Source organism: Bradyrhizobium sp. 186, from assembly GCF_023101685.1.
Classification (GTDB): domain Bacteria; phylum Pseudomonadota; class Alphaproteobacteria; order Rhizobiales; family Xanthobacteraceae; genus Bradyrhizobium.
On record NZ_CP082164.1, the window covers coordinates 64,760 to 90,678 of the forward strand.

Genomic DNA, 25,919 nt, shown 5'->3' on the forward strand with positions numbered 1-25,919 from the left:
TGATCTGATCCCGGCGATCAGCGCGCCACGACCACCGTCGTGCCGACGGAGACGCGGCCGTAGAGATCCGTGATGTCGTCGTTGAGCATGCGGATGCAGCCATAGGAGACGAAGCCGCCGACCGAGCCCGGCACGTTGGTGCCATGGATCGCATATTCGCCGCCGGACAGCGTCATCGCGGCGACGCCCATCGGATTGCGCGGCGATCCGCCCGGAATGACGTCGGGAAGCTGCGGCTTGTCGCGCTTCACTTCGGCCGGAGGCGACCAGGCCGGGTTACGGTACTTGCCGTCGATGCGGGTGGTGCCGGCCCATTGCTTGCCGGATTTGCCGACGCCGACCGGATAACGCACGGCGTGGCCGTTATCGAGAATGAGATAGAGCCGCCGCTCGTTGGTTTTGACCAGGATGGTGCCCGGCGAATAGTCGCCCGAATGCAGCCCCACGATTTCCGGCCGCGCCTGCGCCGCCGGCGACAGCAAGACCCCTGCCCCGATGGTGGCGGCCAGCGCCACAGCGATCCTCATCGACATCAATGCTTCCCCTCGCCCCGAACGGGTCGTCCAAAATTACGCAGAACCCGGCAATTGCCCGCTCGCCGAACATTCTTAACTGCGCCTGTTAACCGGATAGTTTCCACGCGTGGCCGCCGAGAGCCAGCCAGCAGGGGAACAAAGGAAATGTTCGAAATAAAGTAAATGACCTGAAAACAACACCCGGGGGGAAAGATGCGCAGCCGGCCGGGCGCGTCCTGACAACTCTTTGAAAGGGCGGCACGGCTTGCAAATTGGAGGCGTCATTCCGGGTCGCGTTGTCGCGCGCCCGGAATGACGAATGAGGAGTTCAGGCCGACGTCTGCTTCTTGTTCTGCCGGTTCTTGACGAGGTCATCGACGACGGCGGGATCGGCCAGGGTCGAGGTGTCGCCCAGGCTGCCCGGCTCGTCCTCGGCGATCTTGCGCAGGATGCGGCGCATGATCTTGCCGGAGCGGGTTTTCGGCAGGCTGGGGGCGAACTGGATCTGGTCGGGCGAGGCGATCGGGCCGATCTCCTTGCGCACCCAGGTCACGAGCTCCTTGCGCAGGTCCTCGTTCGGCTCGACGCCGGCCATCAGGGTGACGTAGGCGTAGATGCCCTGGCCCTTGATGTCGTGCGGGAAGCCGACCACGGCGGCTTCCGACACCTTCTCATGTGCGACCAGCGCGCTCTCGACTTCCGCGGTGCCCATGCGGTGGCCGGAGACGTTGATGACGTCGTCGACGCGGCCGGTGATCCAGTAATAGCCGTCGGCATCGCGCCGGCAACCGTCGCCGGTGAAGTATTTGCCCTTGTAGGTCGAGAAATAGGTCTGCTCGAAGCGGGCGTGATCGCCATAGACCGTGCGCATCTGGCCCGGCCATGACCGCGTCAGGCAGAGATTGCCTGACGTCTCGCCGTCCAGCACCTTGCCGTCGGCGTCGACGATCTCAGGCGCCACGCCGAAGAACGGCTGCGTCGCCGAGCCCGGCTTCAGTTTGGTCGCGCCCGGCAACGGCGTGATCAAGATGCCGCCGGTCTCGGTCTGCCACCAGGTGTCGACGATCGGGCAGCGGTCGTCGCCGACCACGCGGTGATACCACTCCCAGGCTTCGGGATTGATCGGCTCGCCGACCGAGCCGAGCAGGCGGAGCGAGGCGCGCGAGGTCTTCTTCACGGGCTCATCGCCGGACTGCATCAAGGCGCGGATCGCGGTCGGGGCGGTGTAGAAGATATTGACCTTGTGCTTGTCGATCACGTTCCAGAACCTGGAATTGTCCGGATAGTTCGGCACGCCCTCGAACATCAGCGTGGTCGCGCCGTTGGCCAGCGGCCCGTACAGAATGTAGCTGTGGCCGGTGACCCAGCCGACGTCGGCGGTGCACCAGTAGATGTCGCCATCGTGATAGTCGAAGACGTATTGATGCGTCATCGCGGCGAATACGAGATAGCCGGCCGAAGTGTGCAGCACGCCCTTGGGCTGGCCGGTCGAGCCTGACGTATAGAGGATGAACAGGGGATCCTCAGCGTGCATGTGCTCAGCCGGGCATTCGGTCGTCACCATCGCCGCGGCCTCGTGGTACCAGAGGTCGCGCGTCGGGTTCATGTCGATCTTGCCGCCGGTGCGCTTGACCACGACGACCCAGTCGACGCCGTCAGCCTTGGCGAGTGCGGCGTCGACATTGGCCTTCAGCGGCACCTTCTTGCCGCCGCGCAGGCCTTCATCGGCGGTGATGATCACCTTGGATTGGCAGTCGTTGATGCGCTGGGCGAGGCTGTCGGGCGAGAAGCCGGCGAACACCACGGAATGGATGGCGCCGATCCGCGCGCAGGCCAGCATCGCGTAGGCCGCTTCCGGAATCATCGGCAGGTAGATGGTGACGCGGTCGCCTTTCTTGACGTTGCGGGTGCGCAGGATGTTGGCCATCCGGCAGACCTCGTCGTGCAGCTCCTTGTAGGTGATGTGCCGGGATTGCGAGGGATCGTCGCCCTCCCAGATGAGCGCGGTCTGATTGGCTCGCTTGGCGAGGTGGCGGTCGATGCAGTTCCAGGCGACGTTGAGGATGCCGTCCTCGAACCATTTGATCGAGATGTTACCAGGCGCGAAGGACACGTTTTCGATCTTCGTCGGCGCCTTCATCCAGTCGATGCGCTTGGCCTGTTCGGCCCAGAAAGCGTTCGGGTCCGAGATCGAGCGGGCGTACATCTCCTTGTACTTGGGCTGGTCGATCCAGGCGCGCTTCGCCCACTCCGCGGGGACGTCGTAGATCTTCTCGGACATGTTTCCCTCCACCTACGGCAAGCCGAACCCAAGCGACCGGCGAGCCGACTTTGATCTTGAGCCGATTATGCGTCGGGCTAACCGGACCCGACAAGCGGCACAAGCTGGACCTTCGGCGAGCGGGCGGCCATGCGGAGGATCAAGATGATTTGTCCGGCTCGCCCGGGTCGGTAACCGGCGTAAACGGCACCTTCCGGCTCTTTACCCAAACCGCCGGAACCGGCCGCGCAGGGGGCCCATGCGCCTGCTGGTGGTATTTAGAGACCGCTCCTCACTGATTCGGGACTCGCAATGCGGTTCGGAACACCCTAAATGGCCAACCCGAGGCCCCAACGAGGCCTCTGGAACAAAAATCAGAACAATTGCATTGACCGATAACAGGCAGGGCTAAGGTATAACACTATGATAGATCAGCAGAATCTCGGGACGATGCAGCCCGCTTCAGCTGATCCTACCGCTGTTGCACTGGCCAAAGCCCTCGGACAATGGCCGAAACCGTCTGGTTTCAGGCGTCCCAGCCCGAAAAAGGCCTTCGATACGGCCCCCGCGACCTCGGTCGAGGCAATCGCCAAGGAACTGGGCCTGCGGCTCGGCGACCAGAACGAGCTGACGATTCGGCGCATCAAGCGCGGCAAGGGCTATTCCTTCGTCCGCCCGAACGGCGCGCATATCCGCGACGCCCGCACCATCCGCCGGCTGCATGCCATGGCGGTGCCGCCGGCCTATCGCGAGGTACGCTATTCGGCCGATCCGAGCTTGCATCTCCAGGCGGTCGGGCGCGATGCCGCGGGCCGGTTGCAATATCGCTATCACGTCGACTGGGAAAAGGTCCGCGAGCAGCGCAAGGCGCATCGGCTGGAAAAGCTCGTCGGCGCGCTGCCGAAGATCCGGCGCAAGGTCTCGATGTTCCTGTCGGGCGAAGAGCCGACGCGCGAATTCGCGTTGTCGGCCGTGATCGAGCTGATCGCGCGCACGGCGATCCGTCCAGGCAATGAATCCTATGCCCGCCTCAACGGCACCCGCGGCGCCACCACGATGCTGAAGTCCAACGTCACGCTGGAGGACGACTGTTTCGTGCTGACCTTCAAGGCGAAGGGCGGCAAGGCGGTGCGGAAGGAGTGCGACGCGGCCAAGCTCGTGCGCGCCATCGGCATCCTGCGCGGCGTCCCCGGCAAGCGCATGTTCCAGTATCGCGATGCCTCCGGCATCGTGCGCGCCGTCAACACCACCCAGGTGAACGCGTTTCTGCGCGAGATCGCCGGCATCAAGATTTCGCTCAAGGACTTTCGCACGCTGATGGCGTCTGCGGTCGTTGTGGAATCTTTGTCGCGGGTTACGCCGGCGACCAGCCAGCGCGGCCGCAAGAAGCAGGTGCTCGAAGCAATTCGCGGCGCAGCCGACCAGCTCTCCAACACGCCGGCAATCTGCCGCAAGAGCTACGTTCACGATACCATCGTTACCGCATTCGAGGACGGCATTCTCGAACGCTTCGCCGCGACAATGAAGGGCCAGCGTTCGCAGGCCAGGCGCGAGCAGCTTTTGGCGCAGGTGGTGGCGACCGCGGCGGTCTGAGGCGCGCGGCACTACGTCCTGTCGGAAACACCCTTGTCCGGACCGGGATCGCCGCCCGCGGCTGCGATCGTGAGCCGTCCCAGATAGTGCGCCCAGCCTTTCGCGTGCGCGGCCGCCTGTTCTTCGGTCGGCAGCCCGCTATGGGTCATGCGCAGCAGCGTGCCGCCATCCCGTTCGATCAGGTCGATTTCGATCAGGCTTGAGCCGGGCGGCACGTTCTGGCCGGCATCCCATCCGAACGTGTAGGCCAGACGGTGCACCGGCACGACCTCGCGAAAGGCGCCGCGGGCCACGCCGCCGCGCTCGCCGATGCCTTTGAGGAGGTAGAGCCCGCCGGGATGCGGCTCCATGGTCGCATCGGACCCCATCCAGCCCAGGATTTTGTCCGGGTCGGTCAAATAGGCGAAGACGGTGGCACGTGGGGCGGCGATCTGGGTCTCGCGTCGGACAATGAACGGCTCGGTCATCGGCGATCATCCCTGGGCCAAAGCTGGCAGATGGCAGCGCCAAAGCGGCCCGTCAAGGATTGCCCGTGACAAAGCGGGTCCGTCTTCGCCATCATTGGAGCATGCAACTCTCCCCGACGCTCGCTTGGCTTGTCGACGCCGCCTCCGATGTCCCCCGGGTCGACCGCCTGCTCGCGGAACTCGGCGCACATCTGGTTGCCGATGGCGTGCCGCTTGCGGCCGGCGCCCTGACGCTGGAGGTGCCGCATCCACTGATTGCGAGGCGGACCTGGCTGTGGCGCGCGGAGAGCGGCGAGGTCATCGAAGCGCTGGGCTTTGCACCAGGCGGACTTGCTCCCGATCCGCCCAGCGACGCCGGGCGCCGTTGGTTGCGAGACATCGCAGGCGGCGAGATGCACGAAGACGTCGTCGGACGGCCCGATGGGCCATTGCTCGGCTGGATCGGGCCGCGTCCGTTCGCCGCACACGAGATAGATCAACTGCACCAGGCCGCGCGCTTTGCCGCGACACCGCTCGCGCTGCTCGCCGCGCGCGCCACGTTGCGGGCGACGTTGGATGCCTATCTTGGCAAGCGCAGCGCGGAGCGGGTGCTAGCGGCACCGTTGCGGCGCGACCTCGGCGAGACCATTCAGGCCGCGTTGCTTTATGCCGATCTGCGCAGCTTCACGATTTTGTCGGAAACCAATCCGCCCGCGGACGTCATCGCGGCGCTCGACGCCTGGTTCGATCGCATCGCCGGTGCGGTTCACGCCTTCGGCGGCGAGGTGCTGAAGTTCATCGGTGACGGCGTGCTGGCGATCTTTCCGGTGGTCGACACGGACCGGCGGCGCTCATGTGATTCAGCTTTGCGCGCGGCAAGCGCGGCCAAAGCCGGAATGGCTCATCTCAATGAAGAGCGCCGCGGCCAAGGCTTGCCACCTCTGGCGTTCGGCGCCGCGCTACATCTCGGCGAGATGCTATGGGGCAATATCGGCGCCGCCAATCGTCTCGATTTCACGGCGATCGGGCCTGCGGTCAATCTCGTGAGCCGGCTCGAAGGATTATGCAAGCCGCTCGGCCAAACCGTGCTGATATCAGGCGCGCTTGCCGCCGAGACGGACATGCCCTTGGTCACGCTCGGGATGCATCCGCTGCGCGGCATCGCCGCGCCATGCGAGGCCTTTGCGCTGCCGGAGACGTAAGCGACAGGCGCCAGCGCAGATGACTACACCCCACCCATCTTGCAGACGAGCTTCCACTCGTCTGCCGTCACCGGCTGCACCGACAGGCGCGAGTATTTCACCAGCGCCATGTCGGCCAGCTTCTTCTCGGCCTTGACCGCGGCCATCGTCACCGGCGTCTTCAACGGCTTGTCCGCCTTGATGTCGACGCAGACGAATTTTTCGGTCTTGTCGGTCGGATCGGGATAGGCTTCCTTGATAACTTCCGCGATGCCGACGATCTCCTTGCCCTCGTTGGAATGATAGAAGAACGCCTTGTCGCCCTTCTTCATGTTCACGAGGTTCAGGCGGGCGGTGAAATTACGCACGCCGGTCCAGGCCTCGCCCTTGGCGCCCTTCGCCACCTGCTGGTCCCAGGACCACACCGATGGTTCGGATTTCACCAGCCAGTAATTCATCGCGCGCCCTATCCGTTCGTCATGGCCGGGCTTGTCCCGGCCATCCACGTCTCTGCTTCCGTATTCAATATCAAGACGTGGATGCCCGCGACAAGCGCGCGCATGACGGAAGATGTCATTCCTCTGCCTTGAAGGGGCGGGTCAAAAGTCCCGAGATCGCGGCGTCGATCGTGCTCCTGCCGCTCAGGATCGAAGCGACCGCTTCCGATACCGGCATCTCGATGTTCTGCGAAGCTGCGAGCTCGATCAGCACCGGTGCGGTGAACTCCCCTTCGGCGAGCTTGCCGGCGGGCGGTTGCTCGCCGCGGCCGAGCGCAAGACCGAGCGCGAAGTTGCGTGACTGCGGACTCGAACAGGTCAGGATCAGATCGCCGAGACCGGAAAGGCCGGCGAGCGTCTCGCCGCGCGCGCCGATCGCGCGGCCCAGGCGTGTCAACTCGGCAAAGCCGCGGGTGGTGAGCGCGGCTTGAGCCGAGGCGCCGAGCTTGCGGCCGACCGCGATGCCGACCGCGATCGCCAGCACATTCTTGGCCGCGCCGCCGATCTCGACGCCGCGGACATCGGTAGAGTGATAGGGCCGGAACGTCGGCGAGCCCAGTGCCTGGACCAGGCTGCTCGCCAGCGCCTCATCCTTCGCTGCCAGCGTCACCGCCGTCGGCAGACCGCGCGCGACGTCGTCGGCAAAGCTCGGGCCCGACAGGATCCCTGGCTGTGTGTGCGGGGCGGCTTCCGCGATCACGTCGGTCATGAATTTGTGGGTACCGTGCTCGATGCCCTTGGCACAGGCGACGACCGGCACTGCTTTTGTCAGATGCGAGGCCAGCATGTTGGCCGCGCCGCGCAGGTGTTGCGCCGGCGTTGCAATTAGCAGCATGTCGGCGCGCGCGGCTTCCGCCAGCTCGTGCGTCACGACGATCTCGGGCGCCAACCGCACGCCGGGCAGCCGCGGATTCTCGCGGGTCGCGGCGATCCGCGCCGCATGCTCGGCGTTTCGTGCCCACAGCGTGACGTTCCGCCCGGCGCGCGCCGCGACGGTTGCGAGCGCCGTGCCCCAGGCGCCTGCACCGATCACCGCGACGGATTGAAACGGGGCCATCGCGCTAAAATCCTGCGCGGGTGTTGCCGTAACCCACTGGCGCCGTCGCGTTGGCATCGAGCAGCCAACGCGCGTGGGGCTGGGCTTCCATCGTATCGGTCATGCCGAGCGCAAGGCGCTCGGCGCCGGCCCAGGCGATCATCGCGCCATTGTCGGTGCAGAGGGCAGGCGGCGGCATGATCAGTTGGGTCTTCGCCCGCCTGGCAACGTCATGCAGGGCGCCGCGGATCGCCTGATTGGCGGCGACGCCGCCGGCAGCCACCAGCGCATGCGGCGCGCCGAACTGTTCGCGGAAAAGCTTCAGGCCGACGCTCAGCCGGTCGGTCGTCGAGTCCAGCACGGCGGCCTGGAAGCTCGCACAGAGATCGTTGATGTCCTGCGGCGTGATCTCGGTGATCCGGCTCGCCTCGTTGCGCACGGCCGTTTTCAATCCCGACAGCGAGAAATTGGCGTCGGGGCGTCCTTGCATCGGCCGCGGAAAGGCAAAGCGCGTGGCATCGCCGCTTGCCGCGGCGCGCTCGACCTGCGGGCCGCCGGGATAGGGCAGGCCCAGCATCTTCGCGATCTTGTCAAAGGCCTCGCCGATCGCATCGTCGACGGTGGTGCCGAGCCGCACATACTGGCCGACACCTGTAACCGCGACGATCTGGGTGTGGCCGCCTGAGGCGAGGAACAGGCAATAAGGAAATTCGATCGCATCGGTCAGGCGCGGCGTCAGCGCATGCGCTTCCAGATGGTTCACCGCGACCAGCGGCGTGTCGTGCACCATCGCGATCGCCTTCGCGGTGGTGAGCCCGACGATGACGCCGCCGATCAACCCGGGCCCCGCGGCTGCCGCGACGCCATTGAGCTGGGCGAAGCCGATGCCGGCGTCGTGCATGGCGCGGTCGATGATGCCGTCGAGCAGATCGACATGCGCGCGTGCGGCGATCTCCGGCACCACGCCTCCGAAACGGGCATGCTCCTCGACCTGCGACCGCACGATATTGGAGAGAATCTTGCCGCCGCCGTCAGGCGCGCGCTCGATCACCGCCGCCGCGGTCTCGTCGCAGGTGGTTTCGATGCCCAGTACCAGCATTGGCGAATTGTTATCCAATTTGCGCCCTTGCGCTCATCCGTAAAGCGGAGTTCTGGTACGTCCGGTAGCATTCCAAGGTCGGCTTGCGCAATCGCCACGCGCAGCCATCCTCGTGAAAGCGCCACCGCCACCCGGCCCAGGGAACACAAGCGATGTCGATTCTTGTCACACGGCCGCATCCCGACAATGAGGCGACTGCGGACGCTCTGCGTGCGCGGGGTCATGTGGTGTTGCTTGCGCCGGTGCTCAAGTTCGAACCGGTGCCCTTCCATGACGAAAACGAGGCGAACTACAGCGCCATCATCGTCACGTCGGCCAATGCGATCCGTGCGGTCGCGCCACAATTGCGGGAGCTCGATTTGTTGAGGCTGCCTGTGTTCGTGGTCGGCGAGCATACGGCAGCCGCGGCGCGCGACGCCGGTTTCGCCGAGGTGATTGTCGCCGGCGGCGATGCCGTGGCTCTGCGCGACAAGGTGATGCAGAGCGCGCGCGACAAGGTGCTGAAGAAGAAGAGCACGGTGCTCTATCTGGCGGGCGCGGATTTGTCGCGCGATCTCGGCGGCGAGTTCGGTGCCGAAGGATTCAACGTGGTCACGCAGACCACCTATCGCATGGCCCCGGTCAAGCATCTGCCGCGTGAGGTCTGCGAAGGCTTTGCCGCTCATGGGATCGAGGCGGTGCTGCATTACTCCCGGCGCAGTGCGCGGGCTTTCCTGGAGGCGGCGCGGGACGAAGGCGTCGAAATCTCGGCGCTGGCGATCCCGCAATGCTGCTTGTCCGAGACGGTCGCGAGCGTGCTGCGCGATGCCGGCGCGTCACAGGCTCTGGTGGCCGCGACACCGGACGAAAATGCCCTGTTTGATGCCTTGGAGCGTGCTTTGCGCACCCGTTTGGCGTAAGAGGACGGGCCGAATCCGACAAAGCCGGGTCCGCCCAAGGGATCTGTGCAAGGTACGCAAGTGTGAGGAACCGTCACGATGGCCGATGACAAGCCTGAAGACGCAGGATCGGCCCCCGAGTCCGGCCGTGCCAAGCGCGCCCCGCCCACCATCGACCTCGAGGCGACCGAAGTCTCCACCCAGCCGCAAGAGGTGGCGGACGAGCCGCAGGCTCAGCCAGCGCCTGAACACGCCGAGCCTGAACAGGCAAAATCCGAGAAGGCCGAAGCCGAGGCGCAGGCCGCCGTCGCCTCCGCGCCGGTGTCGCCCTGGATCGTTGCACCAATCTCCGGCGCGGTGGCCGCTGCGGTCGTGATTGCAGTCGGCTGGATGCTGGGCTGGCCCGCCGTGCAGGCGCCGCCGGCTGCTCCGCAAGTTACGAGCGCGACTGTCGATAGCCTGAATGGGCGCGTCGCGGCGGTCGAAGCCAAGGTCGGCAAGCCCGCGACCGATCCGGCGATGGTCGCGCGGATCGACACGCTGGAAAAATCGCTTGGCGCCTTGCGCAGCGATATCGCCAATCTGCGCACGCAGTCAGAGAAGACCGCGAGCGCGTTGAACGATGTGAAGTCCGCGCCCCGCGATGCGGCGGCTGCTCCCGATCTTGCAGCCCTCAACGCCCGCCTCGCGCAGCTCGAACGCGCCAGCAAGACCGATCGCGCCGAACTGGCGCAGAAGGGCGAGAAGATCGCCGATGCCAAGACAGATGCCAAGACAATGGACGATAAGCCGCTGCGCCACGTGGTGGCGGCCTCCTTGCTCGACGTCGCAGTTCGCCATGGTGATCCCTATGAATCGCAGCTGGCCGCGGCGCGGTCGCTTGCGGCCAAGCCGGATGTGCTGAAGCCGCTCGACGTTTTTGCATCGTCAGGCATCCCGACGCCGGTCGCGCTGAGCCGCGAGCTCCTCAACATTGTGCCGAAACTGTCGCCTCCAGCGGAGGCGCAGACCGGCACCGGCATCGTCGAGCGTCTGCAGGCCGGGGCGTCGAAGCTCGTTCGTATCGAGCGTACCGACGGGGTCGGCAATGATCGCGGCGCCATCGTCGCGCGGGTGACGGCTGCGGCGCTGCGCAACGATTTCGTCGAGGCGCGGCGCGAGCTGAAGACACTGTCCGAGGCCGATCGCGCCCCCGCACAGGCCTGGCTCGACAAGACAGATGTGCGCGAGGCGGCGCTCGCCGCGTCCCGTAAATTCGCCGACGATGCCATGGCTGATATCACCAAGCCTGCTCAATAAGGTTCGCGCAATAAGTTGCGCGTATAGGGATCGCCATGCTTCGCATCGTCCTCTTCCTTGTTCTGATCGCGCTGGCGGCGGCCGGCGCGGCCTGGGTCGCCGATCAGACCGGCGATGTCATCCTGACCTGGGGCAGCTTGCGCGCAGAGACGACAGTGCCGGTGTTCGCGTTCGGGCTCGGCCTTGTTGCGGTCGCGGCAATATTCGCCTGGAGCCTGTTGAGTGCGATCTGGCGTACGCCGGGACGTCTGCGCCGCAGCCGCCACGAAAAGCGTCACGCGCGCGGCCGCCACGCCATCACCCATGGCCTGCTCGCGATCGGCCATGGCGACACTGCGCTCGCCCGCCGGCATGCGGAGGCGGCGCGGCGCCACGCGCCGAACGATCCGCTCGCGCTTCTCCTGCATGCGCAGTCGGCGCAGCTCGAGGGCAATCGCGACGAGGCGCAGCGCGCCTTCCGCGCCATGGCCGAGCGCGCGGATACGCGGCTGCTCGGCCTGCGCGGCCTGTTCATCGAGGCGCAGCGCGCCGATGATGCGGTCGGCGCCGTGATGATCGCGGAGGAGGCGATCAAGCTGTCGCCGTCCTCGACCTGGGCCTCGCATGCGGTGCTCGGCTTTCGCTGCGCACGCGGCGACTGGAGCGGGGCGCTCGGGATTCTCGACTCGAATCTGTCCGCGGGCCTGATCGACAAGGCGGCCTATCGCCGGCAGCGCGGCGTGCTGCTCACGGCCCGCGCGCTGGAATTGGAAACCATGGACCGCGACGTCGCGCGCGAGAGCGTGATGGAGGCGGTCAAGCTCGCTCCGACGCTGGTGCCGGCCGCGGTGCTCGCCGCGAAGTTCCAGAGCGAGGCGCATCAGGTGCGCCGCGCCATGAAGCTGGTGGAAGCCGCCTGGCTCGCCAATCCGCATCCCGATCTCGCGGACGCCTATGCGCATGTGAAGCTCGGCGATGCCGCGCGGCAACGCTTGCAGCGGGTCGAGACGCTCGCGGCCAAGACACCTATGGCCAAGACACCTATGGCCAAGACACCTGCGGCCAAGACGCCTGCCGACAGGTCCGGCCACTTCGAAGGGCAGCTTGCGATCGCGCGCGCCGCAATCGATGCTTCGGAATTCGCTCGTGCGCGCGAAGCGCTCGCGCCTTACGTCAACGATCCGACCCAGCGTGTCGCACTGCTGATGGCGGACATCGAGCGCACCGAGCATGGCGACGGCGGCCGCGCACGCGCCTGGACCTTGCGCGCGGTGCGCGCCCGCCACGATCCGGCCTGGACTGCGGACGGCTATGTCAGCGACCGCTGGCGCCCGGTTTCCCCGGTCACCGGCCGGCTCGACGCCTTCCAGTGGCAGACGCCGGTTGCGAGCCTGCCCTCCGACAGAAGCACCACGATCGAGTCCTCGGCCTTCGAAGAAGCCATGCTCGCGGCCCCGCCGCCGAAGCGGGTGACGGCGCCTGCCGCGAGCCCGGTGGAACCGGCCGCGCTGGCACCGAGCCCCGCCGAGCAGGACAACTCACCTTCGCCCGCCAAAGAGGCCACAGCAGCGCCCGCCGAGCCGGTCAACCCGGCTCCAGAGCCCGCCGAATCATCGCCGCCGGCGGCAACGCCGGTGTTCCGGACCCGCGCCGATCTCGGCAAGCCCGGCCCAGTGCCGATCCCCGCTGTCATCCCGATCGTCCGTGCCCCGGACGATCCCGGCATCGACGACGAGGGTCCGAGCGATGAATTTGCGGAACAAATCGGCACGCCCAAGGCCCAGGCCGGTGGCTGGCGCGGATTCTGGTCGCGCTGGGGCGCGTAAGCCGCATTTCGGACCCGCCTTGTCCTTGCCAATTCGGGCCGTGCCCGATATCAGGAGCGCGCGTATCGGGGTCGGCATCGCCCGGGCCCCGGCAGGGTTCGCCGCAATAGCTCAGTTGGTAGAGCACGTCATTCGTAATGACGGGGTCGGGGGTTCGAATCCCTCTTGCGGCACCAGCGCCTTGATTCAAGCGACGACAGCCCTCGAGACAGCTTGCGCCTGAGATTTCACGCCACGTGAGGTGCGTTGCTTCGCGCCCGCGCGCTACCTGCCTTGGCAGCCTGAGTTGGATTGACAGCGCGTCCGGAGAGCCGCAACTACTCGCAACTCGGGGGCGCGAGGGAGCATGCACGATATCCTGGTAGTTGGGCTTATCGCGCTGACGTGCGGAGCCATTGGTCTTCCATTCTCCCTGCTTCTGCCGTCGGAACATTTTGAAGTGCGCTGGGCGCTTGCGCCGCCGCTTGGCCTCGGCCTCCTCGCGGCCGGAACCGCGGTTCTGTATCTCTCCGGCGTGGCTCCGTGGGTCACGCTGCCCGCGATGGCGATCGTCGGTCTTGTCACTGCTGCTGCAATGCGCTTTCCGGCGCTGCATCGGCGATCCAGGCCATCGTCCGGACGATGGTTCGTGACGGCGATAGCGGTTGCAGTTGTTGCGATGGTTTGTCTTGCACCCGGGTGGACTGGAGGCGCGCGCTTCCGCGTTTTCCAGGCGAATGTCTACGATCACATGTTGTACTTGGGCTCCTCGGCTTCGTATCGCGTGCTTGATTACGCAGCCCTGGTCGTCCAGGGGGCGGATAATGCGAAGTCCGATCCATTGTCAGTGCTGGCGCTGTGGTTCGTCGACTATCGCGGCGCCGTGTCGATGATACATGCTGCCGTCGCCGCCGTGAGCGGCGGCGACGTCGTTGACTGCACCTATCCGTATATGGTCGGCATGCAGCTCAACATGTTGTTTGCGGCGCTGTTCGTCTTTGTCAACGCGCTCTCGATGCGGCGCTGGCTGGCATTTGCGTGCGCCGCGGCACTTACGATCGGATTCTTCGAGCAGTACGTATTTGATATCAACGCCTGGTCTCAACTTGCGACGCAGCCAATCTTCCTGCTTCTCCTCGCATTCGTTGCGTTCGCCTTCGACAACAATCGCTTTGGGCAGATGCCCGGCTCGATCATACGGCTGGCAGCGATCTTTGCGGCGCTGATGACAGGTGCGTTCTTTCTCTATCCGGAATCGCTGACGATCTACGGTCCTGCCGCCGCTGTCGCGGTCGTGATGGCGTGCTGCCATCCGGCATCTCGCAAGGCCCTGCCTGTGGCTGCGCCAGGCTTGACAGCAGGTGTAGGAGTATCGTTGCTCCTGTGCATTCCTCTCTGGTCTGGTACGGTTGCCTACGTCGTCCGGCAGTTGACTCGTGCAGCCACCGACGCGCCCGACTGGTGGAAGTATTATCAACGTTACCTGTTCGGCAGTGACGCGAACTTTCTCGATGTCATCGCCAGTCCCGACAGCAGTTTCGGAGAACTGGCGAACGCCTGGTTCTCATTGCCCGTCGAATCCGTGGTTGCTGGTCTCGGCCTATATGCGGTGCTGCCGTCCGCGGGGTGGCCTGCCGGGATCGCGGTCGTGTGGAAATTGCTGCTCTATGGCTTTTTGTTCGTGCTGTTGAGGGGCATCGCAAGGACGTCGTGGACCATTTGGCACGCCGAGCCGGGCGGAAGCGCCGCGCGGCTTCTGGCAGGCAGCCTGGTCGGATGCCTCGTGCCGATTGCCATCCTGACGGCCGGGCATGGGTGGGCGGCGGGCAAGGGCATGGCAATGGCGGCGCCGATGCTCTTCGTACTTGTCATTGCTCCCATGGCCGCGAAGCGGTGGGATCCAGGCGCTGTTGCCGCCGTTTGTGTCGTCGTAACTGTTCACCTTGCCCTTGGCGTATTGCGGCCGCTGTTGGTCATGCAAGCGGTTGGCGCGGGTATTCCCGGTCTTCCGACCGCCGCCGTGCAGGTCAACGCGCAAAAGGCGTCTCTCGACTGGGATTACAACCGCTTGTCCGCGGAAATCAGGAGCTGCAACGGGCTCGTCATCGACGTTGCCAATCCGATGATGCACAATTTGCTGCGCCGGCTCGCAGCGGAGCTTCGGGTACCCTGGGCAGCGCCGCGGATCCTGTCCTGGCCCGATAGGCCCGGGCGAGCGTATTTTCCTGAGGGTTTTGAAAAGTTCGACTGTCTGGTGGCGTCCGAGCGGCTCATCGCCAATCCGGGGCAGCGGCTGATATCCGTGGCCACAGACCGGTCGTCGCGTGAATTCCTGGATGGGAAGCGCAATGTGCTTGAGGTCGGTACGGAAGCCCCGCCAGGGATCGCAACGCGCGGTCTTTTCGGCAAGGAAATGACCCCTGGAGGCGCGCTTCAATGGGCATCACCGAACGCGCGCCTCGAGATTCCGAACAAGCCTGTGACTCCGGCACGCACATTGAAGCTTGAATTGTGGCCCATGCCGATCTCCGGCAACGAATTCCTAATCAAGATCAATGGACGCGGGGTCTACAAAGGCGTCGTGCCTGCAGGCCCTTTGTCTTTCCCGTTGGATCAGTTTGCACGCGATGAGGCTCTCCTGGTCGAGTTGGACACCAATGCCGCCACGCGTTTTCCGGGCGATCCCCGAGACCTCGGTTTCGCGATCAGGGAGCTGAGTGTTCGCCGATAATGAATGAACAGATGCAAGGGACGCCGCCCGCGTGATCCGCATCACATTACCTCAAACGCTGTTCACCTAGTGTCCCCTCGCGCCAACACGGGGAGATTTCACATGCGCAAGATCATTCTGGTTGCCGCCCTGGTCCTGGTCTCGGCCTCTGCCCAAGCCGCCGGCCCGCGCAGCCTGTCGCTGGCTGCGGCCAACGAGCACGCCTCGGTTCCGCAAATCACGACGGCCACTGCCACGACACAGGTGAGCGAAGCCGCGCCAGTCACCGAAGTTCCGAAATATCTCGATCGTCCGCCGGCGGTTTCGACCGCTGCGCCTGTAGCGCCTACCACAACCACTTCGGCGCCCGCGACGACGGCCACGCCCGCCGCCAAGACCATGGCGAAGGCGGACAAGCCGAAGCACAAGCGCTACTGGACCGAAGGCCGTATCATCGGCGAGCTGCATCGCCACGGCATTTATTGGTAAGGCGTGCTCGTCGGGCGCCACATATTCCGTCATGCCCGGGCTTGTCTCGGGCATCCACGTCTGCGCGCGCCCAAGAACGTGGATGGCCGGGACAAGCCCGGCCATGACGTCACTTGAAACACTCAGATAGCGATCTAATCCGTTACTGCGAGACCGTCTGCACCACGCTCGCGATCGGACGTGCGCTCGATGTCGGCACCTTCAGATCCTTCAGCAGCGCCTCGTCATATTCCGGCAGCGTCTGGAACGTCGTCTTGGCCTTCATTTGCACGACCCTGTAGCCGCCGGCCTTCAGGCGCGCGAGCAGCGTCGGCATCGCTTCGGCGGTGTGCTTCTGGAAATCGTGCATCAGGATGATGCCCTTGCCGAGCTTGTCGAGCTTGGTCATCACGTTGCTGACGATCTTGTCCGGCGTGCTCTCCTTGCGAAAATCGAAGGAGTCGAGGTCGGTCGAAAACATCGCGACGTTGCGAGTGCCGAAATAGGTCACAATCGCCGGATTGTGCTGGAGCTGCGGGAAGCGGAAGAACGGCGCCGGGTTGGTGCCGAGCGCGAATTTCACCGCGCTAAAGCCCTTCTCGACCTCGTCCTTGGCCTGTTGCTCCGTCATCTTCTTGCCGTTGAGATTGACGTGAGACCAGGTGTGGGTGCCGACCGTGTGGCCCTGGGCCAGCACCTGGCGCAGGATTTCGGGGTGATAGGTCGCGTGCTTGCCGACGGCGAAGAACAGGCCCTTGGTGCATTCGTCGGCGAGTGCCTTCAGCACGGCCGGCGTGTTGTTCGGCCAGGGACCGTCGTCGAAGGTCAGCACGACCTCCTTGTCGGTGAGGAAGTCGAACTGCTTGAAGTGCTCGAAGCCGAAGCCGGGTCCGCCGGTGGTGTCGATCTCGACCACGCGGGCCACGCCGAGCGCGTTCGGATTGGCGCAGGTCGACTTCTGCTGCACCGGGGCGGCCGGTGTAGGCGTCGCGACAGGTGTCGTCGGCTTGCCCGCGATCGTCGCGGTGGTCTCGACGTCATCCTTGGCGGCAAGCTTCGCCGGTGCCGGCAGAGGATCGGCGGCACGGGCGGCAATTGTCTTGGGAGCGGCCTGATCGGCGCGCGAGGAATAATAAAACCAACCGCCGGCGGCGATCACGACCGCCGCAACTACACTGGCCAGCATCAGGCCTAACGCATTACGCATCGCTATTCTTTCCAATTACGCAACCAAACCGGCGGAATTTCCCGCGCGCCCGGCTATTAATGCGAAGGAACAGTTAACGTGACACCAACACGACGGCGGAAGAGGAGGAATTTCAGGGGAGTGCGCCAAGGTGACCGATGTCACAGTGGGGGAGCCTCCCGTGACCGTCATCACAGTGGAAAGGACTTTCGTGGAGCATCGTAGCTCCCATCAACAACGGGCCCGCTCCGGCGTGCCAATGGGAGCTTCAAATGACCAAGTCTCTGAACGGCAAGTCTCTGAATACCACGTCCCTGACCGCCAAGATCCGCGACACCAGCCTGGCTCTGGGCTTTGCCGCCATCGTCTCGATCATCTCGACCAGCTCGAGCTTCGCCTTCTCGTCCGAAGCGCAGCAGATGTGCACTGGCGACGCCTTCCGCCTGTGCTCGTCGGAAATCCCCAACATCCCGAAGATCACGGCGTGCATGGTGAAGCATCGCTCCGACCTGAGCGTCGGTTGCCGCGCGGTGATGGACAAGGACCTCGCCAAGGGCGCGTCGCGCAAGGTCGCTAACGCCCAGGACAGTCAGTAAGCGCGCAACGATCGTTGCATCCTTCAAGCTCCCTCGCGATGTGTCCCCGGCGTCAAGCCGGGGCCACGCGGCGGCGCAGATGCAGCCTGTCAATAAAGCCGTTGCGGCCCCGGGATCGTCGCTCTAGCTTCGCCCGCACATCTTTCGGGTAAGAGGCATTACGCGATGACCAGATTTCTTTTCATTTTTCCATTCATGTTGTTCGCAGCGAGCGCATCCGCGCAGCAGGGGCACGACGCCTGCGCACGCGATGTCACACGCTTCTGCCGTCCCGTGATGAACAATGGCGATCAGGCCGTGCTCGCCTGCCTGAAAGAGCATCGCACCCGCCTGAGTAAGGCCTGCGACAAGGTGCTGATCGACCACGGGCAGTGAGTATTTTCGTAGCCCGGATGGAGCGAAGCGTAATCCAGGTCCTGTCCGCGCGGTGAGATCACCCCGGATTGCGCTTCGCTCCATCCGGGCTACCGGCTGTGAACCTACGTACTGCTGCCCGCCGCGGTCGCGACTACCGGCAGTACTTCGCTTGCCGCACGATCCGGTGTCTCTTCCTTCCAGCGCACCGAGCCGAACGGGCGCTCCAGCATGCGGCGGATCCGCACCGGATCGGGGCCGACGTGGAAATCGATTGCACTCTGGTGCAGCGCGCGCTCGGACTGGGTCGAACGGTTGCGTTGGCGCAGATAGTCGAGCCAGGTCGGGCAGTGATAGCGCTCGGTCCACAATTCGGGGTCGGCGATATCGCGCGCGATCGACCAGCCATAGGCGCCGTTGCGCTGCCTGGAGAGCTGCACGTCCTGCATCACATTGTGGAAGGCGCGCGCGTTCTCCTGCGAGACGCGGTATTCGATCTCGACCACCAAGGGTCCGCTGCGGCCTGTGAGCGGCAGCTTCACCTCGGGATCTGCCAGCACCTCGGCGTCTTCGTTGCGAGCGCCGACGCGCGGCATCGCCAGCCAGATTCCGAGCAGCGGCGAGATCAGCATCAGGCCGGCGGCAACCAGGAGCGCGACCTCGACGCCGGCATAATCGGTGAGATGGCCCCAGCCCCAGGCGCCGATCGCAATGCCGCCTGAGATCGAGGCCTGGAACGCCGCGAGCGATCGACCCGCGACCCAGCGCGGCGCCGAGAGCTGCACACCGATATTGAACAGCGCGACGGCTGCCATCCAGACCGCGCCCGCGAGCACCAGTGCGGCCGCGGTCAGCACCGGTTCGTTGCTCACCGCGAGTGCCGCCATCGCAAAGGCCATCGAGATGGTGCAGGCGCGGATCGCCGCCTCGCCGCTCATGCGCTTTCGCAATTCATGGATGTTGAGCGCGCCCACGACGGCGCCCATGCCGAAGGCGCCCAGCATGATGCCGTAGGTTTGCGCGCCGCCATGCAGCAAATCGCGCGCGACCAGCGGCATCAGCGCCATGACGGCGCCGCCGATCAGCCCCATCACCAGCGTGCGCAACAGCACGATCTTGATCGGCGGCGAATTGGTGATGTAGCGGAAGCCCGAGACCATCGCGCGGTTGAGCTTTTCCCGCGGCAGTCGCGAGGGCTCGGTGCTGCGCCGCCACAGCAGCAGCACCACCAGCAGCGGCAGATAGAGGATCGCATTGCAGGCGAAGGCGGCGACCGCTCCGGCGGAGGCGACGATGACGCCGCCGATCGCCGGGCCGAAACTGCGTGCGATGTTGTAGCTGATGCCGTTGAGCGCCACCGCGGACGGCAGCGCATCCGGCGGCACCTGTTCGCTGACCGAGGATTGCCAGGCCGGGCCGAACAGCGCATTGCCGCTGCCGACGATGAAGCAGAAGGCCAGCAGCGTTTCCGGGCTGATGAGCTGGAACCAGGCGAGCAGCGTGAGCGCGGTCGCGCCGGTCAGGGCGATGATGAGCGAGATCAGGGTGACGATGCGCCGGTCATACATGTCGGCGATGGCGCCGGCCGGCATCGAGATCAGCATGATCGGCAGCATCAAGGCGGTCTGCACCAGCGCCACCTTGTCGGCCGAGGCCGCCATCTGCGTCATCGCCCAGGCGGCGCCCACACCCTGGATCAGCAGGCCGAGATTGGAGAGCAGGCTGGCGAGCCAGATGCGCCGGAACAGGGTGTACCGCAGCGGCGCGGTGATGCCGTCGGCGGCAATTCTCTGACGGTTCGTCTGCTCGGTCATATCCCCTTCCAAGTGGGCTGTCAGAAGTAACTTCGGCGAATCCGGCGGGTTCAGTGATGCCCGCGAAAGTCCTTCGCTGTCCAGTGGTTAGGCCGCTATAAGCGGTGCAAAGACGTGGTTTTGCCGGGGAGGAACATATGAAGCTGTCGCGACGGATGATCCTGCAAGGTGCCGGTGCGCTGCCTTTCGCGGTTGCGAGCTTGCGGACGGGCGCGCTGGCGCAACCAGCGTCCGAGGCAAAGAGCTCCGAGGTGCCGCCGATCCTGTTCGTCCACGGCAATGGCGACTACGACGCGCTCTGGATGACGACCTTGTGGCGGATGGAATCCAACGGCATCGCGCCCGATCGTATGCTGGCGATCAATTTCACCGATCCCAATGCGCGGAGCGACGACAAGGTCGAGCAGGCCAACCGTTCGTCAACCGAGGATCAGCGCCGCGAGCTCGCGGCGGCCATCGCGGAACTGAAGCGCAGCACCGGTGCAGCCCGCGTCGCGCTGGTCGGCAGCTCGCGCGGTGGCTACGCGATCCGCAATGTCATCAAGGACGGTGGCGCCGGTGATGTCAGCCATGCCGTGTTGTGCGGTACACCCAATCACGGCGTGTTTGCAACCGACGATCCGCTCGGAAGCGAGTTCAACGGCCGCGGCGCGTTCTTGCGCGGCTTGAACGAGGGTGAGAGCGAGGTGACCCCGGGCCTGGCCTTCCTCACGTTGCGCAGCGACGGCATGGACAAATACGCGCAACCCGATGGCCGCTTCATCGGGAAGGCCGGCGTGCCGACCGGCGTTACCGCCGAGGGGCCCGAGCTGAAGGGCGCCACCAATCTCGTGCTCGGCGCGCTCGACCATCGCGAGGTGGCGTTTCATCCGCGGGCTTTTCGCGAGATCTACAAATTCATCGCCGGCCGCGAGCCCGCGCGCATCGCGATCGTGCCGGAGCAGAGTGTCAGGCTGAGCGGCCTCGTGACGGGCACGCCGGGCGGCGTACCGACCAATCGCCCGGTCGCGGGCGCAGCGGTCGATATCTTCCGCGTGGATCCCGAAACCGGAGAGCGCAAGGGTACTGCGGTGCACAGCTCAAAGACCGGCCCTGACGGGCGTTGGGGACCGGCGGAGGTCGATCCAGCCTGGTCGCTCGAATTCGTCCTGACATCGCCGGATGCGCCGACGACGCATTCCTATCGCTCGCCCTTCCCGCGTTCTTCCGACGTCGTGCACCTGCGTGCGGCGCGCCCGCTCGGGCCGGCGGACAAGGACGCCGGCGCGGTCGTGATCATGTCGCGGCCACGCGGCTATTTAGGCCTGCCGCGGGACGTAATGCTGCTCGACGGCAAGGAGCCCGCGGACGTCAAGCCGGGCGTGCCCACGGATGCGGCAGCAACCCTGCGCCTTTCGGCCGCCGAGGTCGGGCGTAACGTCGTGGCCCAATTCAACGAAGAACGGATTGTGGCACGGGCCTGGCCCGCCTCCGAGAACAGGATTGCGATTGCCGAGCTGACTTATTAGCTGTTTAGCTGCGTTACATCTGCGGGAGAGAGCCATGAACATCGCCAGTGTGCGTCGGCCCATCGTCCCTCCGACCCCGCCGCGTGCGCCGGACGACATGTCATTCCTCGGCCGGGTTGCGGTGATCCGGCAGAACATGATTGCAACCTGGGGGCAGCGCGCCTACGAGGAAGATGTCATCCAGGGCCGCTTCTTCTTCCGCAACAGCTTTATCCTGAACCGCCCGGACGCGATCCGGCATATCCTGGTCAGCAACTACGAGAATTATTCGCGCACGCCTGCGGGCATTCGCATGTTGCGTCCCGTGCTCGGCGAAGGCCTGCTGATTGCGGAAGGCCAGGCCTGGACGCATCAGCGCCGCACGCTCGCGCCGGCCTTCACGCCGCGTGCGACCGCAAACCTCGTCCCACCCATGACGGCGGTGCTCGACGAGACCATTGCGAAGCTCGACGCGCGCACGGGCGAGCCCGTCGATCTGCGCGAGATCATGCAGCGCATGACGCTCGAGATCGCCGGACGCACGATGTTCTCGTTCGGCATGGACCGGCATGGCCCGACCTTGCGCAACTTCGTCATGGAATATGGCGAGCGGCTGGGGCGGCCGTATTTCCTCGACATGGTGCTGCCGGTGTCCTGGCCGAGCCCGGTGGATTTTGCGCGTGCCCGTTTCCGCAAGCGCTGGACCGAATTCGTCGCGATGCTGATTGCCGAGCGGCGTGCCGCGGGCAAGAAGGACGGTGCACCGCCCCGCGATCTCTTCGATCTCATGGATGAGGCGCGCGATCCTGAGACCGGCAAGGGCTTCTCCGACGAACAGCTCGTCGACGAGGTCGCGACCATGATTCTCGCAGGTCACGAGACCACGGCGACGGCGTTGTTTTGGGCGCTCTATCTGCTGGCGCTCGATCCGGAGACGCAGGAGGAGGTCGCCTCCGAGACGCGCGGCGAGCATCTCGACAGTATGGCTGACATCGATCGCCAAAAATTCACCCGTGCCGTGATCGAGGAGACCATGCGGCTCTATCCGCCGGCCTTCTTGATCGCGCGCGCAGCCCGGGAAAAGGACGATGCGGCCGGCGTTGCGATCGGCAAGGGCGACATCATCATGATCGCGCCGTGGCTGCTTCACCGGCACGAGAAGCTGTGGGATCAGCCGAACGCGTTCATTCCAAAGCGCTTCATGTCGACTGAGCCGCCCGACCGCTTCGCTTATCTGCCGTTTGGCGCGGGCCCGCGCGTCTGCATCGGCGCGCCGTTTGCGCAAGCCGAATCGGTGCTGGCGCTGGCGCGGCTGATCGGTGTGTTCCGCGTCGAGCTGGCCGATGCGAGTCCCGTTATCCCGCTTGGCGTCGTCACGACCCAGCCGGACCACTCACCCATGTTCCGTATCACGCGTCGGTGACAAGCGCTCGTCTGGCCAATGGCGTGATCCACCCTAGATAGAGTTTCGCCATGAGCGACATTCAAGCCCAGCTTTCCGTTCTGAAGCAGACCGCCGATCCGAAGGTGGTCGACGCGATTCAACATCTCATCGACCACGGCGAGGATCACGAACTCAACCGCGTCAATGTTCTCGATTTCTCCAGGCAGCATGGTCTCGACGAAGAGCGCGCGATCTCGGGTTTTCTGCATTCGGCGCGGCTCGGGCTGTTCGATCTCGGCTGGAACGTGCTGTGTCCGGGCTGCGGCGGCGTGCTCGGCGCGCACTCGACCCTGAAGGCGCTCAAGCCCGATGATTATCACTGCGCACTCTGCGCCTGCGGCTACAAGGCCTCCGTCGACGACCAGGTCGAGGTCTCCTTCACGGTGAATCCGCGCGTCCGGCGCATCGCGGCGCATGATCCCGACTCGCTTCCGGTGTGGGAATATTTCAAGCAGGTGTTCTGGAGCTCCGGCGTCGACTTCAACAAGGAATCCTTTGCGACGCTCGCGAATGAGGTGACGCTGGATACGTTCGAGCTTCCGGCCGGCGAGAAGGCGACCATGTCGCTGCAACTGCCGAGCGACTTCATCATCATCTTCGAGCCGGTGACGCACGCCGCCCATTTCATCGACGTTCAGGGCGAGCCGACCAAGGAGCGCCAGCAGCTCTCGATCATGTACAATAAGGTGCAGGCGCCGACGGGGACTACGACCATGCGGCCGGGCCCATTGCGGTTGTCGCTGGAGAACCAGGCCGGCGTGCGTGTGCTACCATCGGTGTTCATTGCGGCCGAAGCGCTTCATCATCTGATCGGCAAGCGCAAGCCGTTTATCACCGCCAAGCGGATGCTGTCGAACCAGACTTTTCGCGATGTGTTCAAGGCGGACAATCTCAGTCTCGACCAGCGGCTTCAGATCACCTCGCTGACCTTCCTGTTCACCGACCTGAAAGGTTCGACCGCGCTCTACGAGCGGGTTGGCGATCTCGCCGCCTTCGATCTCGTGCGCGCGCACTTCCATGCACTGCTCGAGATCATCTCCTCCGAGAAGGGTGCGGTGGTGAAGACGATCGGCGACGCCGTGATGGCGACCTTCATCCGCCCCGAGCATGCGATCGCCGCGGGCCTGCGAATGCGCGCGGCGATGGGCGAGCTCAACAAGCAGCGCGGCACCGCCGATCTCATCGTCAAGATCGGCATCCATGAAGGCCCGTGCCTCGCGGTGATGCTCAACGAGCGGCAGGATTATTTCGGCCAGACCGTCAACATCGCTTCGCGCGTGCAGAGCCTGTCGACCGCGCAGGAGATCCACATCACCGGGCCGGTGCTGGACGCGCCGGCCGTCGCCGAGGTGTTGCAGCAGCGCGCGATCAGACCGATCCAGAAGCAGGCCGCGCTGCGCGGCATCGCCGACAAGATGGTGGTGTACGAGATACCGTGACCCGATGTCGTCCCGGGACCCATAGCCACAGGCTGTAGTTTGGCGAAGATTGCCGCAACGACTGTCCTGCCTATTCCCGAGATCACGCGGTATGGGTCCCGGCCTTCGCCGGGACGACACCAGATTGCCGAAACGTAATCGGCGCGCGGAACCGACGCATATTGCGGCGATTGAGTTTCCCACTCATATAATGCTGGTAGCGGCCGCTTCCCGCGGCTTCATCTATCTCGGTAGGGACCTTATGCTTGACGGCCTGCGCCAATTCATCGCCGACATTGTTGCCCCTCAAGCGCAGGACCGTGCCTTCGGCGACAGCGACTATCGGCTGGCGGCAACCGCGCTGCTGGTCCACATGGTTTCGCTGGACGGTCAGCCGACTGAGGCCGAGCAGCGCAAGCTGCACAGCCTGATCGAAAGCCATTTCGGGCTCGATCGCGGCACCGCCGACCGCCTGATCGCGGACGCAACCGAGGTCGAGGGCGAAGCGGTCGACCTCTATCATTTCACCAGCGTCATTATGCGTTCGCTCGACGAAGAGGGCCGCAAGCGCATCGTGCAGATGATGTGGGAGCTGGTCTATGCCGACGGCCAGGTTACCGAGTTCGAGGATAATGTCGTCTGGCGTGCATCCGACCTGCTCGGCGTCGCCCAGCGCGACCGGATCGACCTCAAGCACGCCGTCGCGGACCGCGCCGGCGGCCAGGCGAAGGACGGCGCCGTCGGCGGGTGATCCGTTTCAACACGGCGAATGGCGGGCCGTGCGGACCACATGACGAAAGTTTAATGTAATCGCCGGCCGCGCCCGTGCCGGTTTCGCTTGAAAATCAGCGGTTTTTCTCGCGCTCCCTGTCGCCCGCTCGAGCGACCATGCCGCCAGCCAGCTTGCGTGTCGCGCACGGCCTATGCTCTCGTTCCGCCATTGCGGGGGCAAAAAACTTGAATTCAAGAGACTTCGATCGTGACTGAGCGGGTGACGTTGATTACCGGTGCCTCGGCGGGCATAGGCACGGAGCTGGCGCGCGTATTCGCCGCCAATGGGCATCGCCTCGCATTGACGGCGCGTCGGGCGGATCGACTGGAGGCGCTCGCGAGCGAGCTGGCCGCCAACGGCGGCAAGAAGCCGATCGTGATCGCCTGCGACCTGCAAGCCGCAGACGCCGGCGAGAAGATCGCGGCGGCGCTCGCCGCCGAAGACGTCGAGCTCGATCATCTCGTCAACAACGCCGGCTTTGGCGTGTTTGGCGATGCCGTCAGGCGCGACCGCGCCGAGCAGCTCGGCATTATCGACGTGAACATCCGCGCGCTGACGGATCTGTCGTTGCGTTTTGCCGACCAGCTCATCCGCAACAAGGGCGGCATTCTCAACGTCGGCTCGGTCGCGGGTTTCCTGCCCGGCCCGGGCATGGCCGTGTATTACGCGTCCAAGGCCTATGTGATCTCCTTCACCGAGGCGCTGCGCTGCGAGCTCGGCAAGCGCGGCGTGCGCGTCACCGTACTTTGCCCGGGTCCGGTACCCTCGGAGTTTCAGGCCCGCGCGGGCTTTTCCCCCGGCTTCGATTCCACGATCCTCAACGTCTCCGCCGCAGCCGTCGCGCGCGATGCCTATCGCGGCTTGATGGCGAACAAACGGGCAGTCCTGCCGGGTCTAGGCATCAAGATCGTGCCGTTCCTGCTGCGGTTTTTTCCACGCGGCTTCGTCCTGGCGGCGGTCGGCCGGTTTCAGATGCGTAAACGATAAGCCGGCAGCGCTGGCCCGGAGTTTGCTTTCCATAATCGGTGGCGTGTGTGCGCAAACTCACACGAAATTAACGATCGCTTAGTTATGCTGGCGGT

22 protein-coding genes and 1 tRNA gene are annotated in these 25,919 nt (G+C 65.0%); 15 read left to right on the top strand and 8 right to left on the bottom strand.

Annotation, left to right across the window (positions count from 1 at the left end):
* Positions 1–17 precede the first annotated feature (17 nt).
* Together IVB18_RS00310 and acs are read right to left on the bottom strand one after the other, a co-directional pair.
* A complete protein-coding gene (locus tag IVB18_RS00310) occupies positions 18–533 on the bottom strand; it encodes a L,D-transpeptidase (protein WP_247987370.1) in 516 nt (171 codons plus the stop codon).
* Positions 534–843: 310 nt separating this feature from the next.
* Entirely contained in the window at positions 844–2,796 is a 1,953-nt protein-coding gene (gene acs / locus IVB18_RS00315; RefSeq protein ID WP_247987371.1) for an acetate--CoA ligase, read from the bottom strand.
* Positions 2,797–3,198: 402 nt separating this feature from the next.
* On the opposite strand from acs, the gene IVB18_RS00320 reads away from it, so the two are divergent.
* Positions 3,199–4,368 (top strand): DNA topoisomerase IB, encoded by a 1,170-nt coding sequence (locus tag IVB18_RS00320; protein ID WP_247987372.1) that lies wholly within the window; start codon positions 3,199–3,201, stop codon positions 4,366–4,368.
* Positions 4,369–4,379: 11 nt separating this feature from the next.
* Here IVB18_RS00320 and IVB18_RS00325 read toward each other — a convergent pair whose 3' ends face one another.
* The gene (locus tag IVB18_RS00325; protein WP_247987373.1) at positions 4,380–4,835 is read right to left on the bottom strand and encodes an SRPBCC family protein; all 456 of its coding nucleotides are present in this window, start codon (positions 4,833–4,835) and stop codon (positions 4,380–4,382) included.
* Positions 4,836–4,936: 101 nt separating this feature from the next.
* Here IVB18_RS00325 and IVB18_RS00330 point away from each other — a divergent pair, with 101 nt between their 5' ends.
* On the top strand, positions 4,937–6,016 hold the full coding sequence (locus IVB18_RS00330; RefSeq protein ID WP_247991927.1) for an adenylate/guanylate cyclase domain-containing protein: 1,080 nt from the start codon (positions 4,937–4,939) through the stop codon (positions 6,014–6,016).
* 23 nt (positions 6,017–6,039) lie between these two features.
* On the opposite strand, the gene IVB18_RS00335 is transcribed toward IVB18_RS00330, so the two are convergent.
* From IVB18_RS00335 to tsaD, 3 genes are all read right to left on the bottom strand, one after another.
* Positions 6,040–6,453 (bottom strand): EVE domain-containing protein, encoded by a 414-nt coding sequence (locus tag IVB18_RS00335; protein WP_247991928.1) that lies wholly within the window; start codon positions 6,451–6,453, stop codon positions 6,040–6,042.
* Between the two features lie 115 nt (positions 6,454–6,568).
* Positions 6,569–7,549 (bottom strand): NAD(P)H-dependent glycerol-3-phosphate dehydrogenase, encoded by a 981-nt coding sequence (locus tag IVB18_RS00340; protein WP_247987374.1) that lies wholly within the window; start codon positions 7,547–7,549, stop codon positions 6,569–6,571.
* Between the two features lie 4 nt (positions 7,550–7,553).
* Positions 7,554–8,627: a tRNA (adenosine(37)-N6)-threonylcarbamoyltransferase complex transferase subunit TsaD gene (gene tsaD, locus IVB18_RS00345; RefSeq protein WP_247987375.1), complete on the bottom strand. Its 1,074-nt coding sequence runs from the start codon at positions 8,625–8,627 to the stop codon at positions 7,554–7,556.
* Positions 8,628–8,779: 152 nt separating this feature from the next.
* On the opposite strand from tsaD, the gene IVB18_RS00350 reads away from it, so the two are divergent.
* The 6 genes from IVB18_RS00350 (at position 8,780) to IVB18_RS00375 (ending at position 15,787) form a co-directional block, all read left to right on the top strand.
* Entirely contained in the window at positions 8,780–9,526 is a 747-nt protein-coding gene (locus IVB18_RS00350) for a uroporphyrinogen-III synthase (protein ID WP_247987376.1), read from the top strand.
* A 78-nt stretch (positions 9,527–9,604) separates the two neighbouring features.
* The gene (locus IVB18_RS00355) at positions 9,605–10,804 is read left to right on the top strand and encodes a hypothetical protein (protein WP_247987377.1); all 1,200 of its coding nucleotides are present in this window, start codon (positions 9,605–9,607) and stop codon (positions 10,802–10,804) included.
* Between the two features lie 35 nt (positions 10,805–10,839).
* Positions 10,840–12,609 (top strand): heme biosynthesis HemY N-terminal domain-containing protein, encoded by a 1,770-nt coding sequence (locus tag IVB18_RS00360; protein WP_247987378.1) that lies wholly within the window; start codon positions 10,840–10,842, stop codon positions 12,607–12,609.
* A 100-nt stretch (positions 12,610–12,709) separates the two neighbouring features.
* Positions 12,710–12,785: transfer RNA gene (locus tag IVB18_RS00365), tRNA-Thr, on the top strand.
* Positions 12,786–12,955: 170 nt separating this feature from the next.
* Positions 12,956–15,319, top strand: a complete 2,364-nt coding sequence (locus tag IVB18_RS00370; RefSeq protein WP_247987379.1) for a hypothetical protein — start codon at positions 12,956–12,958, stop codon at positions 15,317–15,319.
* A 102-nt stretch (positions 15,320–15,421) separates the two neighbouring features.
* Positions 15,422–15,787, top strand: coding sequence for a hypothetical protein (locus IVB18_RS00375; RefSeq protein ID WP_247987380.1), 366 nt, complete (start codon positions 15,422–15,424; stop codon positions 15,785–15,787).
* A 142-nt stretch (positions 15,788–15,929) separates the two neighbouring features.
* Here IVB18_RS00375 and IVB18_RS00380 read toward each other — a convergent pair whose 3' ends face one another.
* Complete coding sequence (locus IVB18_RS00380) at positions 15,930–16,973, bottom strand: polysaccharide deacetylase family protein (RefSeq protein ID WP_247987381.1); 1,044 nt, start codon at positions 16,971–16,973, stop codon at positions 15,930–15,932.
* Between the two features lie 251 nt (positions 16,974–17,224).
* Between IVB18_RS00380 and IVB18_RS00385 the strand changes: the two genes are divergently transcribed.
* Positions 17,225–17,548 (top strand): hypothetical protein, encoded by a 324-nt coding sequence (locus IVB18_RS00385; RefSeq protein ID WP_247987382.1) that lies wholly within the window; start codon positions 17,225–17,227, stop codon positions 17,546–17,548.
* A gap of 165 nt (positions 17,549–17,713) precedes the next feature.
* Complete coding sequence (locus IVB18_RS00390) at positions 17,714–17,923, top strand: hypothetical protein (protein ID WP_247987383.1); 210 nt, start codon at positions 17,714–17,716, stop codon at positions 17,921–17,923.
* Positions 17,924–18,027: 104 nt separating this feature from the next.
* Here the strand turns inward: IVB18_RS00390 and IVB18_RS00395 are convergent, their stop codons facing one another.
* Positions 18,028–19,716, bottom strand: coding sequence for an MFS transporter (locus IVB18_RS00395; protein ID WP_247987384.1), 1,689 nt, complete (start codon positions 19,714–19,716; stop codon positions 18,028–18,030).
* A gap of 137 nt (positions 19,717–19,853) precedes the next feature.
* On the opposite strand from IVB18_RS00395, the gene IVB18_RS00400 reads away from it, so the two are divergent.
* The 5 genes from IVB18_RS00400 (at position 19,854) to IVB18_RS00420 (ending at position 25,824) form a co-directional block, all read left to right on the top strand.
* Positions 19,854–21,224, top strand: coding sequence for a hydrolase (locus IVB18_RS00400; RefSeq protein ID WP_247987385.1), 1,371 nt, complete (start codon positions 19,854–19,856; stop codon positions 21,222–21,224).
* Between the two features lie 34 nt (positions 21,225–21,258).
* Positions 21,259–22,626, top strand: a complete 1,368-nt coding sequence (locus IVB18_RS00405) for a cytochrome P450 (RefSeq protein WP_247987386.1) — start codon at positions 21,259–21,261, stop codon at positions 22,624–22,626.
* Between the two features lie 50 nt (positions 22,627–22,676).
* Entirely contained in the window at positions 22,677–24,086 is a 1,410-nt protein-coding gene (locus IVB18_RS00410) for an adenylate/guanylate cyclase domain-containing protein (protein WP_247987387.1), read from the top strand.
* Between the two features lie 241 nt (positions 24,087–24,327).
* The gene (locus IVB18_RS00415; RefSeq protein ID WP_247991929.1) at positions 24,328–24,816 is read left to right on the top strand and encodes a TerB family tellurite resistance protein; all 489 of its coding nucleotides are present in this window, start codon (positions 24,328–24,330) and stop codon (positions 24,814–24,816) included.
* 228 nt (positions 24,817–25,044) lie between these two features.
* Entirely contained in the window at positions 25,045–25,824 is a 780-nt protein-coding gene (locus IVB18_RS00420) for an SDR family oxidoreductase (RefSeq protein WP_247987388.1), read from the top strand.
* Positions 25,825–25,919: the final 95 nt, after the last annotated feature.